The organism is Gordonia jinhuaensis, from assembly GCF_014639795.1.
Taxonomy (GTDB): Bacteria; Actinomycetota; Actinomycetes; order Mycobacteriales; family Mycobacteriaceae; genus Gordonia_B; species Gordonia_B jinhuaensis.
In genome coordinates, this window is the sequence record NZ_BMGC01000001.1 from 269,293 (window position 1) to 283,945 (window position 14,653).

General features: G+C 65.7%; 16 protein-coding genes. 7 read left to right on the top strand and 9 right to left on the bottom strand.

Annotation, left to right across the window (positions count from 1 at the left end):
- Positions 1 to 24: 24 nt before the first annotated feature.
- A complete protein-coding gene (coaA, locus tag IEW22_RS01150; RefSeq protein WP_188584726.1) occupies positions 25 to 948 on the top strand; it encodes a type I pantothenate kinase in 924 nt (307 codons plus the stop codon).
- A 51-nt stretch (positions 949 to 999) separates the two neighbouring features.
- Here coaA and IEW22_RS01155 read toward each other — a convergent pair whose 3' ends face one another.
- A complete protein-coding gene (locus IEW22_RS01155) occupies positions 1,000 to 1,767 on the bottom strand; it encodes an NmrA family NAD(P)-binding protein (protein WP_188584727.1) in 768 nt (255 codons plus the stop codon).
- 59 nt (positions 1,768 to 1,826) lie between these two features.
- The gene (locus IEW22_RS01160; protein ID WP_188584728.1) at positions 1,827 to 2,609 is read right to left on the bottom strand and encodes an isoprenyl transferase; all 783 of its coding nucleotides are present in this window, start codon (positions 2,607 to 2,609) and stop codon (positions 1,827 to 1,829) included.
- A gap of 127 nt (positions 2,610 to 2,736) precedes the next feature.
- On the opposite strand from IEW22_RS01160, the gene trhA reads away from it, so the two are divergent.
- Positions 2,737 to 3,435 carry a PAQR family membrane homeostasis protein TrhA gene (trhA, locus tag IEW22_RS01165; protein ID WP_188584729.1) on the top strand — a complete coding sequence of 233 codons (699 nt, stop codon included), beginning with the start codon at positions 2,737 to 2,739 and terminating at the stop codon, positions 3,433 to 3,435.
- A 69-nt stretch (positions 3,436 to 3,504) separates the two neighbouring features.
- Here trhA and IEW22_RS01170 read toward each other — a convergent pair whose 3' ends face one another.
- Positions 3,505 to 4,623 carry a 3-deoxy-7-phosphoheptulonate synthase gene (locus tag IEW22_RS01170; RefSeq protein WP_229742059.1) on the bottom strand — a complete coding sequence of 373 codons (1,119 nt, stop codon included), beginning with the start codon at positions 4,621 to 4,623 and terminating at the stop codon, positions 3,505 to 3,507.
- 533 nt (positions 4,624 to 5,156) lie between these two features.
- On the opposite strand from IEW22_RS01170, the gene IEW22_RS01175 reads away from it, so the two are divergent.
- Positions 5,157 to 6,017, top strand: a complete 861-nt coding sequence (locus IEW22_RS01175; protein WP_188584730.1) for a 3-hydroxyacyl-CoA dehydrogenase — start codon at positions 5,157 to 5,159, stop codon at positions 6,015 to 6,017.
- Positions 6,018 to 6,166: 149 nt separating this feature from the next.
- Here IEW22_RS01175 and IEW22_RS01180 read toward each other — a convergent pair whose 3' ends face one another.
- From IEW22_RS01180 to mca, 3 genes are read right to left on the bottom strand one after another with little or no spacing between them, the layout of a single operon-like run.
- On the bottom strand, positions 6,167 to 8,209 hold the full coding sequence (locus IEW22_RS01180; RefSeq protein ID WP_188584731.1) for a thioredoxin domain-containing protein: 2,043 nt from the start codon (positions 8,207 to 8,209) through the stop codon (positions 6,167 to 6,169).
- Positions 8,184 to 8,618 carry a hypothetical protein gene (locus IEW22_RS19915; protein ID WP_229742060.1) on the bottom strand — a complete coding sequence of 145 codons (435 nt, stop codon included), beginning with the start codon at positions 8,616 to 8,618 and terminating at the stop codon, positions 8,184 to 8,186. The genes IEW22_RS01180 and IEW22_RS19915 overlap by 26 nt, the downstream gene beginning before the upstream one ends.
- Positions 8,615 to 9,493 (bottom strand): mycothiol conjugate amidase Mca, encoded by an 879-nt coding sequence (mca, locus tag IEW22_RS01190; RefSeq protein WP_188584788.1) that lies wholly within the window; start codon positions 9,491 to 9,493, stop codon positions 8,615 to 8,617. Before mca ends, IEW22_RS19915 begins: the two co-directional genes overlap by 4 nt.
- A 117-nt stretch (positions 9,494 to 9,610) precedes the next feature.
- Between mca and IEW22_RS01195 the strand changes: the two genes are divergently transcribed.
- Positions 9,611 to 10,069 carry a DUF4307 domain-containing protein gene (locus IEW22_RS01195; RefSeq protein WP_188584732.1) on the top strand — a complete coding sequence of 153 codons (459 nt, stop codon included), beginning with the start codon at positions 9,611 to 9,613 and terminating at the stop codon, positions 10,067 to 10,069.
- 180 nt (positions 10,070 to 10,249) lie between these two features.
- Complete coding sequence (locus tag IEW22_RS01200; protein WP_188584733.1) at positions 10,250 to 11,032, top strand: LppP/LprE family lipoprotein; 783 nt, start codon at positions 10,250 to 10,252, stop codon at positions 11,030 to 11,032.
- 45 nt (positions 11,033 to 11,077) lie between these two features.
- Here the strand turns inward: IEW22_RS01200 and IEW22_RS19920 are convergent, their stop codons facing one another.
- Entirely contained in the window at positions 11,078 to 11,416 is a 339-nt protein-coding gene (locus IEW22_RS19920) for a hypothetical protein (RefSeq protein WP_229742079.1), read from the bottom strand.
- On the opposite strand from IEW22_RS19920, the gene IEW22_RS01205 reads away from it, so the two are divergent.
- Entirely contained in the window at positions 11,352 to 12,074 is a 723-nt protein-coding gene (locus tag IEW22_RS01205) for a queuosine precursor transporter (protein ID WP_229742077.1), read from the top strand. The genes IEW22_RS19920 and IEW22_RS01205 overlap by 65 nt on opposite strands.
- A gap of 257 nt (positions 12,075 to 12,331) precedes the next feature.
- Complete coding sequence (greA, locus tag IEW22_RS01210; protein ID WP_188584734.1) at positions 12,332 to 12,826, top strand: transcription elongation factor GreA; 495 nt, start codon at positions 12,332 to 12,334, stop codon at positions 12,824 to 12,826.
- Between the two features lie 191 nt (positions 12,827 to 13,017).
- Here the strand turns inward: greA and IEW22_RS01215 are convergent, their stop codons facing one another.
- Complete coding sequence (locus tag IEW22_RS01215) at positions 13,018 to 13,692, bottom strand: 3-phosphoshikimate 1-carboxyvinyltransferase (RefSeq protein ID WP_188584735.1); 675 nt, start codon at positions 13,690 to 13,692, stop codon at positions 13,018 to 13,020.
- Positions 13,679 to 14,584 (bottom strand): Lrp/AsnC family transcriptional regulator, encoded by a 906-nt coding sequence (locus IEW22_RS01220; protein ID WP_188584736.1) that lies wholly within the window; start codon positions 14,582 to 14,584, stop codon positions 13,679 to 13,681. Before IEW22_RS01220 ends, IEW22_RS01215 begins: the two co-directional genes overlap by 14 nt.
- Between the last annotated feature and the right edge of the window lie 69 nt (positions 14,585 to 14,653).

Genomic DNA, 14,653 nt, shown 5'->3' on the forward strand with positions numbered 1-14,653 from the left:
TCACGATCCATAAGACTGTGTGACATGCATGACCCGAGTCCGTACATCGAGCTGCACCGGACCGAGTGGAAGAAGCTGGGCGAGACGATGCCCCGGGTTCTCGACGAGGGAGAGTTGACTCGTCTGCGCGGTATCGGCGAGCAACTCGACCTCGACGAGGTGGCCGAGGTCTACCTGCCGCTGTCGCGCCTGATCCATCTGCAGGTGGAGGCACAGCAGAAGCTGTACTCGGCGACGGCGACCTTCCTCGGCGAGAGCCTGCACGATCAGCAGGTGCCGTTCATCATCGGCGTCGCGGGCAGTGTCGCGGTCGGCAAGTCGACCACGGCTCGCGTACTGCAGGCGCTGCTGTCGCGGTGGGACACCCACCCAACGGTGGATCTGGTGACCACCGACGGATTCCTCTACCCGACCGCAGAGCTCGAACGTCGGGGAATCCTGCACCGCAAAGGGTTTCCCGAGTCCTACGACCGGCGCGCACTCTTACGGTTCGTCACCGAGGTCAAGGCGGGCGCCGATCATGTGACGGCGCCCGTCTACGACCATCTGACCTACGACATCGTGGCCGACGAGGCCATCCACATCCGTCGGCCCGACATCCTGATCGTGGAGGGGCTCAACGTCTTACAGACCGGTCCACGCCTGATGGTGTCGGACTTCTTCGACTTCTCCATCTATGTCGACGCCCGCACCGAGGACATCGAGGACTGGTACGTCAACCGGTTTCTGACGATGCGATCGACGGCGTTCGCCGATCCGGACTCACACTTCCACTCCTATGCCGACATGTCCGACGACGACGCCAAGGCACGGGCGCGTGAGTTGTGGAACACCATCAACTACCCGAACCTCGTGGAGAACATCCTGCCCACCCGGCCCCGTGCGACGCTCGTGCTGCGCAAGGACGCCGACCATTCGGTGAATCGCGTTCGGCTTCGCAAGCTCTGACCGTGCGCCCCCGGCGGCCCAGTCGGCGACGGCATGAACAGGTGACGAGCGTCAGCGTTCGGCGAGCCACTCGTCGAAGGTGACGGTTGCCGTCACGGTGCCGGCCGAGGGCAGCAACCCTCCGTTGCGCAGCGCCTTGCCGCCGATGTTGACCCCGATCACGCGACTCGGTTCGCCCCGCTTGTCGGCGATGGCGCGCGAAAGGTCGACGATGTCGTGACGCTGCGGACCGGCGATCGACACGTCGGTGTTCATCTCGCTGCCCACCGACTCGGTTCCGACCATCTGCGCAAGTGCACCCACTGCCTCGCGCATCGCCAACGGTGCGATCTGCATATGCGGGACGAAAGCGACCGGTCCCACTCGCACCTGCGAGAGCATCGACTCAGCCAGCTCGAACCACTGGGCGGAGTACAGGAAGGACACCGGCGGTGATCCCGCATCCGCGCGGCTGCGGTAGACCTTCTCCTGCCGAGCCTTTCCCGCGTAATAGCCGAAATGCGCGTTCACCTCCGGTGTCGACGCATTGATGATCGACAGACAGATGATCCGCTCGACACCCGCCGCAGTTGCCGCATCCGCGACATGTGCCGCGACATCGCCGAAGAACTTCTCGGCCACATGACGTTTCGTGGTCGCGACGTTGGTGCAGTCCACCACGATGTCCGCGTCGGCGAACGCCTCGGGAAGCCCACTTCCGGTGGACGCATCGACACCGGAGCCGCGATGGGCAGCGACAACGTCGATGCCCGAGCTCGAAAGAGACTGTGCCAGTTGCGACCCTGCCGCACCGCTGGCACCGAGTTCCACGACCCTCATCGGCATCCTCTCGATCGGCGGTCACCATCGACACTACTGCGCCCCGCCCGCCTGGGCGGCTACTTGCCGAACCGACGACTCCTGGCCGAGTAGTCGCGCAGAGCGCGAAGGAAATCCACCCTGCGGAACTCCGGCCAGTAGGCGTCGGTGAACCAGATCTCCGAATACGCGCTCTGCCACAGCAGGAATCCCGACAGACGCTGTTCGCCCGAGGTGCGGATCACCAGGTCGGGATCAGGCTGTCCCTTGGTGTAGAGATTGCGGTCGATCCCCTCGACGGTCACCGCATCCACCAGATCGTGGGCCGCGGAACCGTCCATGATCTTCTCCGACAGCAGCGACCGGACGGCGTCGACGATCTCCTGCCTGCCGCCGTATCCGACCGCCACGTTGACGTTCATCCCGGTGCGCCCGACGGTCCGCTCCTCGGCGGTCTTCAGCCGGGAAGCCACCCGTTCGGGCAACTGATCCATCGTGCCGACGATCTTCACCCGCCAGTTGCCGTCCGGTGCGGAGATCTCGTCGACGATATCGGGGACGATCTCCATCAACGCGTCGAGTTCGTCAGAGGGCCTGCCCAGATTCTCGGTCGAGAGCAGGTAGATGGTGACCGTGTCGATCTCGAGCTCGGAGCACCAGCGCAACATGTCGGCGATCTTGGCCGCGCCCACGCGATGGCCGTGGCTGACATCCTCGAATCCCGCCTCACGCGCCCAGCGGCGATTTCCGTCGCAGATGATGGCGATATGCCGCGGATTGCGGGTGGGGTCCATGAGCTGTACGAGACGTCGCTCGTAGACCCGATACAGCGGGCCACGCACACGGTCCGGCAACAGCTTCACATCAAGCCTCGATCCTCGAGCTCATCTACGGCAACGCCAACCAACGATACGGGTCGACCGAGTCCGGCGACGAGCCGCGATGGCGCGACATGCCCGAATACACAAACCTACGGTAGCGTAGGTTCACATGACCGAGGCGACTGCGGCCACTCCCGCGCCGATCCCCCACGGCGAGGTGGACGCCGACCTGCGTCCACGGATGCGCGGCTGGATACATCTGTACGCGGTGGTGGCGGCGGCCATCGCCGGAACAGTCCTCATCGTCGTCACCGCCTGCCTGCGCAGCATTGCCGACACGGTGGCGGTGACCGTGTATGTCGTGACCATATGCGGCGTGTTCGGCGTCAGCGCGACCTATCACCGACACCTCTGGCGCACCGCACGCACGCGAATGTGGACGAAGCGCGGCGACCACTCGATGATCTTCGTGTTCATCGCCGGCACCTATACACCGTTCTGCGTGGCCGGACTGCCCGCGTCCACGGCCGCGGTCGTCTTGACGATCGTCTGGGTCGGGGCGATCTGCGGCGTGCTCCTGAAAGTCTGCCGGCCGACATCCCCCCGATGGCTCGGGGTGATCCTCTACATCGCTCTGGGGTGGACGATCGTGGCGGTGGCACCCGAGCTCGCCTCACGCACCGGCGCCACGGTGATCGTGCTGCTCGCGGCGGGCGGTGTCCTCTACAGCGTGGGCGGCGTGCTGTTCGCCCTGCGTCGCCCAGATCCGTGGCCGCACACCTACGGACACCACGAGGTCTTCCACACCGCGACGGTCATCGCCGCATTACTGCACTACATCGCGGTGTGGCTGGTGGTCTTCGGCTGAGGCTCTACCCCAGTCCCCACTCCTGTCCGCAGCGTCCGTACGCCCGCCGGCACCGGACATGGAAACGGGTCAGCGTCGCATTCCCACGCGCCCGGCGATGCGAGTGGCCGAGTCGCGAGCGAACCGGTCGATCAACGTGCGGGTGGTGGCGAAATCCATGCACTTGTCGGTGACCGACTGTCCGTAGGTCAGCGGGCGGGCATCCGGTGACTGCGCGCCTGCCACCAGGAAGCTCTCGAGCATCACACCCGACACCGGTGCACCAGCTGCGACCTGCTCGGACACCGAGGCGGCCACCTCGGCCTGGCGGAGGTGATCCTTACCGGAGTTGGCGTGGCTGCAATCGATCATCACGGTTGCGGGCAGACCAGCCTTCGCCAGCTCGTCCGCAGCGGCGGCAACCGACTCCGAGTCGAAGTTCGGTCCGCGCGAGCCGCCCCGCAGGATCACGTGACAATCCGGATTCCCCAGGGTCTCCACCACGGCACCGTGACCGAAATCGTCGACCCCGAAGAACACATGCTCGGCCGCGGCCGCCGTGGCGCCGTCGATCGCCACCTGGACTCCGCCGTCGGTGCCGTTCTTGAAGCCGATGGGCATCGACAAGCCCGAGGCCAGCTGGCGGTGCACCTGCGACTCGGTGGTCCGCGCCCCGATCGCACCCCAGGCCACCGTGTCGGCGATGTATTGGGGGCTGGTCGGCTCGAGGAACTCACAGCCCACCGGCAGTCCGAGGTCGATGATGTCGAGCAGCAGCGACCGCGCCGCGCGCAGCCCGCGTTCCACGTCGAAGGTCTGGTCCATCCCCGGGTCGTTGATGAGACCCTTCCAGCCGACCGTGGTGCGTGGCTTCTCGAAGTACACACGCATCACGATCTTCAGCCGGCTCGCATGTTCGGCGGCCAGCGGCGCGAGCTGACGCGCGTAGTCCAGCGCCGCCACCGGATCGTGGACGGAGCACGGGCCGACCACCACCAGCAACCTGTCGTCCCGACCGGCGAGGATGTCGGCGATCTCGTCGCGATCACGGGCGACGGCAAGGGCCCGACGTGCGGTCAGCGGCAGTTCGGTGTGCAGCTGATGAGGTGTGGGGATCTCCCGGAAGGTCTTGATCCTGCGGTTCGACGTACTGGTGTGCAGTGCGGTGGAACTCGCCGAGTGGGCGCCGGCCGGATTGATGACGGTCATGAGAAGTGGTGTGCCTTTCGGTCGTGCTCGCAGGGCACTGACTGCTGTCTCCGGCGCCCTGACATGAAAAAAGCAGCGACCGGGTGGTCACTGCTCGGGGCTCCGGGTGCTGGGTCGCGGCGCGCTAGCTGAACGCTCCATCGACGGCTCCACCCGGAGCCTCGATAAAGCGCCAATAGGCACGTGCAATTGCGATCACGAGGAAGCACGTTACCACGTGCCTCCGGCGGCGCCACCGGCTTCACCTCATCCGCAGGATTCGCCCATCGACACAGAGTCGACGGCGCAACGCTTCGTCGGCGCTGTCGGCGTCGGCATCGGCTCGATGTCGTCAAGATCACCTCGCTGCCGAACCCGCTCCGCAGAACCTGACATTCGACTGTCCGACAACATGTTTCGAACGCCCCTGCATCGACGCCACACCACCATCGCACCCACAGAGGGGAACGAACAGCTCCACCAGAGCGTTACACCTGACGAAGGTAGGGAATGGGAAAGCCACCCTCCATCCGCCGCACTCACAGGAGGCAGCAATGACGGACATCTCGAAGGTCACGGTTCTCGGTACCGGGGTTCTCGGTTCACAGATCGCCTATCAGGCGTCGTATGCCGGGTTCGACGTATCGGCCTGGGACATCAACGACGACGCGATCGCGGCAGCGAAGCAGCGCTACCAGAAGCTCGCCGAGACGTACGAACAGCAGGTAGACGGCGCCAAAGACGATGATCGCGCCACCAAGGCGGCCGAGTCCATTCACCTCTACACCGACATCGCCGAGGCCGTCGCGGACGCCGACCTGGTGATCGAGGCCGTTCCGGAGAACCCCAAGATCAAGGAACAGACCTGGACCGAGGTCGGCAAGGCCGCTCCGGCCAAGACCATCTTCGCGACCAACTCCTCCACGCTGCTGCCGAGCAGTCTGATGGAGTACACCGGACGGCCCGAGAAGTTCCTCGCCTTGCACTTCGCGAACATGCTGTGGGTCAACAAGACCGCCGAAGTGATGGGCACCGCCAAGACCGATCAGCAGGTCTATCAGACCGTGGTCGATTACGCCTCGAAGATGGGCATGGTCCCGATCGAGGTGAAGAAGGAGAAGGCCGGGTATGTGCTCAACTCGCTGCTGGTGCCGTTGCTCAACGCGGCATCGGAGTTGCTGATCGACGGGGTCGCCGATGTGGAGACCGTCGACAAGACCTGGCGACTGGCCACCGGCGCACCCCTGGGACCGTTCCAGATCTTCGACGTCGTGGGATTGACCACCGCCTACAACATCTCGGCTGCGTCTGAGGACCCCAAGCAACGCGAATTCGCCGACTACCTCAAGACCAACTACATCGACAAGGGCAAACTCGGTGTGGCCACCGGCGAGGGGTTCTACAGCTACAGCTGAGGCTGCGCGATCTCTCCGGATGAGACGCACGGGATCGGATGCACAGGATCGGACGCACGGGGCACTCGAATCGCCAACCCGTGGTGTTGCGAATCAAATTGGCTGCGAATCAAATTGGCAGAGAACATGATTCGCCACCAGGTGTCGGGTCACCGCGTCAGCGACGCATCCAGTTCGGCGAGTTCGGTCACCGGCAAATCACAGGTGTGTCCACGGCACACATAGGCCGCATCCGAACCCGCCACCGGCCCGCGGCCTGCCAACAGCGGCAGGCTGTCGGGTCGGCCGCTCACCACGACCGCTCCGCCGGGGGCCCGTCGGCGCGCTGCTGAGGCCACCCGTCCGTCGCTGTCCTCCCCCTCGGCCACGGCGACCTGGATCGGTCCGGCCACCAACGCCTCCGCGACAGCCAGCCAGTGGCCGGCCGCACGCGGGGCCCGCTCCAACAACACCCCGGCCCGCTGGACCGTCGTCTGCGCGAGTCCTTCGTAGCGCGAGGCGCGCCCCAGCGGCGCCAGCAACGACCCCAGCATCAGCGCCTCGGCCATCAACGAGGCCCCCGACGGAGTCGCGGTGTCGGTGGGATCCGACGGCCGGGTGATCGGCGTCTGCGCCGACGCCGGCGCATCGAACCACACACCCTCGCGATTCTCGTCGGCGAATCTGTCCACCGTGGCGTCGAGGATGTCCAGACCTACGTCGCGCCAACGCCGTTCGCCGGTGACTGCATGCAGGGTCAGCACGGCGGTCGCCAGCGCGGCGTGATCATCGAGCATTCCCGGAGGGTCGCCGGCTACACCGTCACGCGACGATCGGCGCACCTCATCGTCGACGACGTTGGCCGCGAGCAGGCTGTCGGCTGAGCGCGCGGCCAGATCCACCCACTCCCGATCATCGAGTCCCCCACCGGCTTCGGCGAGTGCGGTGATCGCCATCGCATTCCACGCCGTCACCACCTTGTCGTCGCGGCCGGGCGACGGTCGCTGCGCACGAGCCGCCAGCAAGCGTCGACGAACCAACGAGTACCGCGACGTGTCCCCCACATCCTGTGCCAGGGTCAGCGTGGAGGTCCCGTTCTCGAAGGTACCCTGCTCGGTGACGCCGAAAACCTGCGCCGCCCACACCCCGTCGTCGTCGCCGAGCACGTCGACCAGTTGCGCCGGTGTCCACACATAGGTCAATCCCTCGACCCCGTCGGTGTCGGCATCGAGCGCACTGGCGAACCCGCCCGTCACCGACAGGTCGCGGCGCAGGAATTCGATGATCTCGGCAGTCACCCTGCGACACAGAGCATCTCCGGTGGTCCGGGCCAGGTGTGCATACACCCGCAGCAGCTGGGCGTTGTCATAGAGCATCTTCTCGAAGTGCGGCACCTGCCAACGCCGATCCACCGCATAGCGGGAGAAACCACCACCGAGCTGGTCGTAGATCCCACCGCGCGCCATCGCCGAGAGCGTCCGCATGACGGTATCGGCTACTGCGGAATCGCTGGTGCGTTCGGCGTGGCGCGCAAGTCCTTCGAGAATCGCCGAGGGCGGGAACTTCGGACCGGGAAACTCCGGAGGCTCACCGAAACCGCCGTGATCGACATCCTCGTCTCGGCGAATCGCCTCGACCGCCTCGGCGAGCAGATCGGACCCGATCGCGCGATCGGAACCGGGCAGCCCTGCCGAGGTCGCCACGATATGGGCACTCACCCTCGAGCCGACCTCATCAGCTTCGTCGCGCCGCTCGGTCCATGCCTGGGTGATGGCATGGAGTATCTCGGTGAACGACGGCGTCGACGCCGAGCGCACCGGAGGAAAGTAGGTTCCGCAGTAGAACGGATCACCCGAGGGGGTGAGAAAACAGGTCATGGGCCAGCCGCCCTGACCGGTCATCGCGACCGTGGCGTTCATGTAGACGGCGTCGATGTCGGGCCGCTCCTCACGGTCGACCTTGATGCACACGAAATTCTGGTTCATCACCGCCGCCACCGCGGGATCCTCGAACGATTCGTGTGCCATCACGTGACACCAGTGGCAGGAGGAGTAGCCCACCGACAACAGGATCGGCACGTCACGCCGGGCGGCGCTCGTCAGTGCCTCGTCGCCCCACTGTTGCCAATGCACCGGATTGTCGGCGTGTTGGCGCAGGTAGGGGCTGGTGGCCTCGCCGAGGGTGTTGCTATCGAGCCTGTCCTGATCGGTCATCGGAGCCCCGTTCTGAGGAGGCGCTCCCGAGACCCGCCGGCGCGTTCTCACCGCTGCGGCCGGCATCGAGAACATCGGTGGATGAGTCCGAGTCGCTCCCGGGCTCACTGGTGGACGGTGTCCGCGGCCGACCGGTCGCCGACGAACGAGCGTCGGTGGCCGTGCGGTCGGTGGCTTGGCGGTCGGTGGCCTCGTCGAGTTCCTGATCCGGTCCGGGATCTGACGGGTCGAAATCCTTGGGGAGTTTGCGCAGCCGCTTGTTCATCGACCAGATCAAGAAGACCGTGGCCACCAACAGCACCACGATGATGAGCAGTCCCAGCGGCGAGGCCTTGCCGAATTCCGGTCCCTGTTGCTGGTCGGAGGCCGCGAGGATCGTTCCGGCGGCGGCAACCACTGCATGGGTCATGACTTCACACTTTCAGGGTCCAACCCCTCGGCCACGACACCGGCGAACAGGTCGGTCTCGGGCAGGGCGGTGGGGACCCGGGTTCTGGCCAACTCGAACTCCTCGGTCGGCCACAGGCGTTTCTGCCATTCCAGGGGAACGGCGAAGAACATCCCGTTCGGGTCGATCTGGGTGGCGTGCGCACGCAACGCCTCGTCACGCTGGGGGAAATAGTCGGACACCTCCACCTGGGTGGTCACCCGCCCCATGATGTCGCCGCGGCTCGGATCCCACTTCGACAGCCACTCGGCGAACGGACTCTCCTGGCCGTTCTTCTCGAACTCGTCGGAGAACAGCACCATCCGGTCGCGGATGAATCCGTGTGTGTAGTACAGCTTCTGGACCACCCACGGCTCACCCGCATCCGGGAAGGCCTCCGGGTCGCCGGCGAGCTGATAGGCGGCCATCGACACATCGTGATCGCGGATGTGGTCGGGGTGCGGGTAGCCCCCGTGCTCGTCGTAGGTGATCATCACGTGCGGGCGAAACGTGCGGACCACCCGGACCAGCGCCTCGATCGCGTCATCGATCGGAATGTCGGCGAACGACCCCTCCGGGACCGGCGGCAGCGGGTCACCCTCGGGTAGACCGGAGTCGACGAAACCCAGCCACATCTGTTCGACTCCGAGCGCCGCGGCGGCCTTGGCCATCTCCTCCTTGCGGATCTCTGGCATGCGCTCTTTCACACCGGGAATGTCCATCGCCGGATTGAGCACGTCACCGCGCTCACCGCCGGTCAGCGTCACCACCAGCACATCGTTGCCCTCGGCGGCGTATTTGGCCGTGGTGGCCGCACCCTTGCTCGACTCGTCATCCGGGTGGGCGTGCACCGCCATGAGTCGCAATCCGCTCACATAAGGTCCTCTGCTGCTCGCAGCACCCACCGTCTCCACAGTTACGAGCAGGCGGGTGCACTTCTCGACTGTCGCTGTTCACATGGTAGGTATGAACGCATGGTCGGCGTGAAACGGGATGGTCAGACCGGTGGCGCGTCGGTGCAGCCGCCGGCTGGTCGCTACCCCGTCGAGCGGTCGAGGTCGAGTCGGCGACGCTGGTTCATCGCGCTGTCGATACTGGTCGTGATCGCCGGGCTGATCGTGGCCTGGGTGGGATACAAGAGTCTGTCGGACGCACCCGTGTCAGGCAGCGGCACGGGCTACGAGATCGTCGACGACTCCACCGTCGACGTGCAGTTCACTGTCACCCGGTCCGACCCCTCCAAACCCGCCGCATGCGTGGTGCGGGCGCGTTCCAAGGATGGCGCCGAGACCGGACGCCGCGAAGTGCTGATCCCGCCGAGCCAGGACTCGGCCATCGGCGTCAAGACGACACTGCGCACCTCCGAGCGCGCCTTCGTCGGCGAGGTCTACGGCTGCAGCATCAAGGTGCCCGACTACCTCGTCGCCGGCTGATCGCCACTCGCGCGCCCGCCCGCACCGCACCGCAGAGTCCGCGCGCGGCGTTCTGAACAGCACGTTCGCATCCGATGCCACATCGAGATGTCCCTGTGACTAACGACCCAGCGGGTCACCAGCGACCTCACAGGTGTCAGGCCGACGCATACGCACCGGCCCACACCATCGGAGGCCGCAGTGAACCCCTTCCCCCAGCGCACCACCCGACGCATCGCGATGGCACTCCTCGCGGTGTCCACTGCGGTCTCCCTCGCCGCCTGTTCGGACGACTCCACCTCATCGGCACCGAAGGCATCATCGGCACCGAAGGCATCGATGGCAGGTGCAGCCGATGCCGCCGCGTCGAGCGCGCCCGCGGTCACCACCACCGTGACCGCATCGGCCTCTGCCCGGCAGGAAGCGGCGCAGGACGGATCCGGGTCCGGCGCCGACTCGGCGGGCGGGTCGGGTTCAGGCTCTGGCGCCGGAGCGGGTTCGGCAGGAGGATCCGACGACGCCGACGGCGGTAACTCCGGAAGTGCTTCGGGTTCAGGAGAATCCGATTCATGTGCAGTCCCCGGCGGCGCCTCGGCCGCGGTGTCGAACGCCATCGCCCAGATCGCGCCGCCCGACTCGGTCAGGTCGTCCTACTGGGTCCCCGACGGACAGTCGAATCTCGACGGCTGCTCGGATCTGAGTTACGCGTCGCTGACCATCAACGGCGCCACCGGCAGCTCGCCCGACCAGTTGCTGCTGTTCCATCGCGGCGTCTTCCAGGGCACCGGCATCAAGTGTGATGTCGCCTTCCAGGACATCACCGGTTCCACCTCGGACTCGGTGAGCGTCGATTACCGCTATATCGTCGGCGATGAGCCCAACGCCTCACCACAGGGTTCGGCGCCTGTCCGGTTCGTGTGGAACGGTTCGAGCGTGCAGATGGAGGGAAGCCTGCCCGAGCAGGTGACCTTCGGTAAGTGCTGAACGGTTGGGCCGGTCACAGAGCCATAGGCGGCCGTGGGCGCGAGCTCATCGCGTCACGGCACCCGTCGCCGAGCGCGCATAATCGACCCCCGTGAACAAGACAACCATGAACGACGACAGCCCGAACAGGGCTGGCACGTCTGGGCAGCCGGTTCGCTCGCAGATCACCTCGACCTCTGCGAACGAGCCGGCGGACAACCCAGACTCCTCGACCACCGCCCCTGCCAACAACTCTGACAACTCCTCTGACAACCCCGACTCCCCCGCAGAGACTGGCTCGGCGAAGTCCGGCACCCGGGCCGAACCCGCCTTCGCGCGGCTGAACAGCCAGTACTTCACAATCCTTGTCGCCCTGTTCGTCGGCGTGATGATGATCAGCAACATCACCGGCACCAAGGGCGTCACACTCTTCCCTGGGCTGAACTTCACCCTCGGCCCCCTGCAGGTCCACGGAATCGTCACCGACGGCGCCTTCTACCTGTTCCCGCTCGCCTACGTCCTCGGTGACGTAATCAGCGAGGTCTACGGCTTCAAGGCGATGCGGCGGGTCATATTCAGCGGCTTCGCGGTTCTGTTGCTCGCCTCGCTGTGCTTCTGGATCACCATTCACTTGCCCGCAGCGGACTTCTACACCGGCCAGGCAGCTTTCACGACAGTCGCCGGTGTGGTGCCGCAGTTCCTGCTCGCCGGCCTGTCGGGGTATGTGGTGGGCGAATTCCTCAACTCGTGGGTGCTGGTCAAGATGAAGCAACGCTCAGGCGAGCGCCGGCTCTGGGCACGGCTGATCGGGTCGACCGTGGTGGGCGAACTGTTCGACACCGTGGTCTTCTGTGCGATCGCCGCATCGGCGCTCGGCATCTCCACCTTCAGCGATTTCCTCAACTACACCGTTGTCGGCTTCGTGTGGAAGTGCCTGGTAGAGATCGCGGTGATGCCGATTACGTACCTGGTGGTGGCTCGCCTCAAGCGCGTCGAACCCAGCTATCAGGATGCACTGCGCAGGCGTGCCGAGGCAGGCGTCACGCCCATGCCGGCCGTGTGACCGACAAGCCTCCCGCACCTCCTCGACGGGGCGGCCGAGCCCGCTCGCCGGGCACACCGATGCGTCTGATCAGCCGACACTGCGTATGCACCGGGTGAATCTCACCTGCACAATCGTGATCCGTGCGATAGACTGTGCGGAACACACGGCCCCGGCAGGGGCCGTGTTGCTTCGTTTATGAGCAGTCCCCGCGCGTAGAACTCGCGTGGGGATCGGGCCGGTCCACGCCGGAGCGGACGACCAGAAGGAGTACGACGATGGCCGACACTCAAGTCACTTGGCTGACACAGGAGTCCCACGACCGCCTCAAGGGTGAACTGGACTCACTGATTGCCAATCGTCCGGTCATTGCCGCCGAGATCAACGAGCGTCGTGAAGAGGGCGACCTCAAGGAGAACGGCGGCTACCACGCCGCACGTGAGCAGCAGGGCCAGGAAGAGGCACGCATCCGCCAGCTGCAGGAGCTGCTGAACAATGCGAAGGTCGGTGAGGCACCGACGCAGTCGGGTGTGGCACTGCCCGGGTCGGTCGTGACCGTCTACTACGACGGCGACGAGAACGACACCGAGACCTTCCTCATCGCCACACGCGAAGAAGGTGGCCAAGACGGCAAGCTCGAGGTGTACTCGCCGAGCTCGCCGCTCGGTGGTGCACTGATCGACGCCAAGGTCGGCGACACCCGCGAATACTCGGTGCCCAGCGGTGCGATCGTCAAGGTGACACTCGTCAGCGCCGAGCCCTATCACGGATGATTCTTCCGGGGGATGATTCTTCCGAGGGGATGATTCTTCCACGGCGATGTTCTTCGTAGGGGGCTGATCCTCCCTCGGGGCTGACTTTCGCGAGGACCCAGCCACTCAACCGCCGACTCATCGGCCCGGCCACGCACACTGCGTGGCCGGGCCGATGTCGTCCGTGGGGATCTCAACGAAGGTAGGGGATCTCAGCGAAGGTAGTCGTACGGGAGTCTCGCACTCCCCGGCATCAGGTACTCGTCGGCGGCGAGCATCCGCAACCACAGGGCCGTCAGCCCCGGCCTCTGCTGCTCCGCTTCACTCCACCTCCTCAACGCCACACGCGACCTCACCGAGGCCACCAGTCCGGCCGGCCCCCACCCTCCGCGACAATCCCACTCGATGCGCTCGGATGCGCCGGGCGTCACCGCCACCGTCGCTCCCGCCGCCTCCGCGATCCCGCCGCATGCCCCGATCCGTTGCGCGATCCGCCGAGCGGGCGCGTCCCCGACGTGAAGACGCACCTCACCGGTCGCATACATCCCCGCGGTCGCGATCACCGCCGCGATACCGGTGTGGCCGACCAGATCCCACTCACCGCCCGACAACCGCCCACCGGTGGAGCGTGAGGTGGCCGTCAGACCGTCGGCGGAGGCCACCACGTAGGCACCCATGTCGTCCCAGATCTCTCGAAGCCGCCGATCCCCGGCCGCTCCCCTCGGCCAATTGCGTACCAACACCGTGCCCGACGAGAGCAACCCGGCACTCACCACCGCCGCCGCAACCCCCAGATCGACCGAACCCGAGGAACTCTCGGGCACCGAGATACGCGACCGGATGGGATGGCGCACTTCCGGCGCATACCAGTCGTCAGCGTGTGACATCTGCCATCTCTCCCCCGATCGGATACCGGTAGATCTCCTTGACGCTCTCCAGATGGACCCAGCTGTCGAGATGGGTGACCGGCCGTAGCGCGCGGACGCGGTCGAGTACACCGACCACATCACCGAGTGCCGGACAGTCGACCGTGGCCAGCAGGTCGTATCTGCCCACGGTCGCTGCGAGAAAACGCACCTCCGGAAAGGCGTCCAGCATGGCCCCGGCCTCGCGCACCGTGCCTCTCACCCGGATGCCGAGGCCTACATTCACCCGCCGGTCCGGACCCGGCGCATCGATCGCCCCGATGCGCACCACACCCGAGTCGAGCATTCGCGTCACTCTCGATCGCACCGTACCCACCGAGACCGACATACGTTGTGCGAGTTCGGAATACGTGAGGCGACCATCCACCTGCAACTCGTCGAGCAGACGAAGGTCGAGTGCGTCGAGGTGTACGTCATCGACACTGACCGGCCGCAGGACGTCGGAGATGAGATCGGTGTAGACCAGGGTTTCGGTCGAGAGCACCCCGTCCATCAGCCGAATGGAATCGAGCACCGCCGCCAGCGCCGCCTCGGATGAGGCCCGCACCTCGGCGATCACCGGATACGAACCACTCGCCAGTGTGACGAACGGGATCTCACGGCGCCCGGCGAGCTGACGGCTCACATGCTGCGCCTGGGTGTCGGTCGCGATCGACACATGCGCCAGTGAAGTGAAGCCCAGCGTGTGCGGGTGGATCACCCCGACGATGTGCAGTCGCGAACTCTGTACGAGCGCGGCAAGCCGTTTCGATGCCGTCGTCCGCGAGATTCCCAGCCGATCGGCGAGTTCGACCGCCCCGAGCCGACCGTCGGAGCGCAGCTCCGCCACGATCCGCTCCTGGAGTGGATCCATACGCCCCTGACGCACATCATCGGAACTTAACAATGAAAATCGTCCCCTCCCCGCACACATATTGTCAGA

Excerpts from the sequence above, each read along its gene's own strand:
- coaA (WP_188584726.1), top strand. The coding sequence starts at position 25 with ATGCATGACCCGAGTCCGTACATCGAGCTGCACCGGACCGAGTGGAAG.
- IEW22_RS01155 (WP_188584727.1), bottom strand. The coding sequence starts at position 1,767 with ATGAGGGTCGTGGAACTCGGTGCCAGCGGTGCGGCAGGGTCGCAACTG.
- trhA (WP_188584729.1), top strand. The coding sequence starts at position 2,737 with ATGACCGAGGCGACTGCGGCCACTCCCGCGCCGATCCCCCACGGCGAG.
- IEW22_RS01170 (WP_229742059.1), bottom strand. The coding sequence starts at position 4,623 with ATGACCGTCATCAATCCGGCCGGCGCCCACTCGGCGAGTTCCACCGCA.
- IEW22_RS01175 (WP_188584730.1), top strand. The coding sequence starts at position 5,157 with ATGACGGACATCTCGAAGGTCACGGTTCTCGGTACCGGGGTTCTCGGT.
- IEW22_RS01180 (WP_188584731.1), bottom strand. The coding sequence starts at position 8,209 with ATGACCGATCAGGACAGGCTCGATAGCAACACCCTCGGCGAGGCCACC.
- IEW22_RS19915 (WP_229742060.1), bottom strand. The coding sequence starts at position 8,618 with ATGACCCATGCAGTGGTTGCCGCCGCCGGAACGATCCTCGCGGCCTCC.
- mca (WP_188584788.1), bottom strand. The coding sequence starts at position 9,493 with ATGGCGGTGCACGCCCACCCGGATGACGAGTCGAGCAAGGGTGCGGCC.
- IEW22_RS01195 (WP_188584732.1), top strand. The coding sequence starts at position 9,611 with ATGGTCGGCGTGAAACGGGATGGTCAGACCGGTGGCGCGTCGGTGCAG.
- IEW22_RS19920 (WP_229742079.1), bottom strand. The coding sequence starts at position 11,416 with ATGTTGCTGATCATCATCACGCCGACGAACAGGGCGACAAGGATTGTG.
- greA (WP_188584734.1), top strand. The coding sequence starts at position 12,332 with ATGGCCGACACTCAAGTCACTTGGCTGACACAGGAGTCCCACGACCGC.
- IEW22_RS01215 (WP_188584735.1), bottom strand. The coding sequence starts at position 13,692 with ATGTCACACGCTGACGACTGGTATGCGCCGGAAGTGCGCCATCCCATC.
- IEW22_RS01220 (WP_188584736.1), bottom strand. The coding sequence starts at position 14,584 with ATGGATCCACTCCAGGAGCGGATCGTGGCGGAGCTGCGCTCCGACGGT.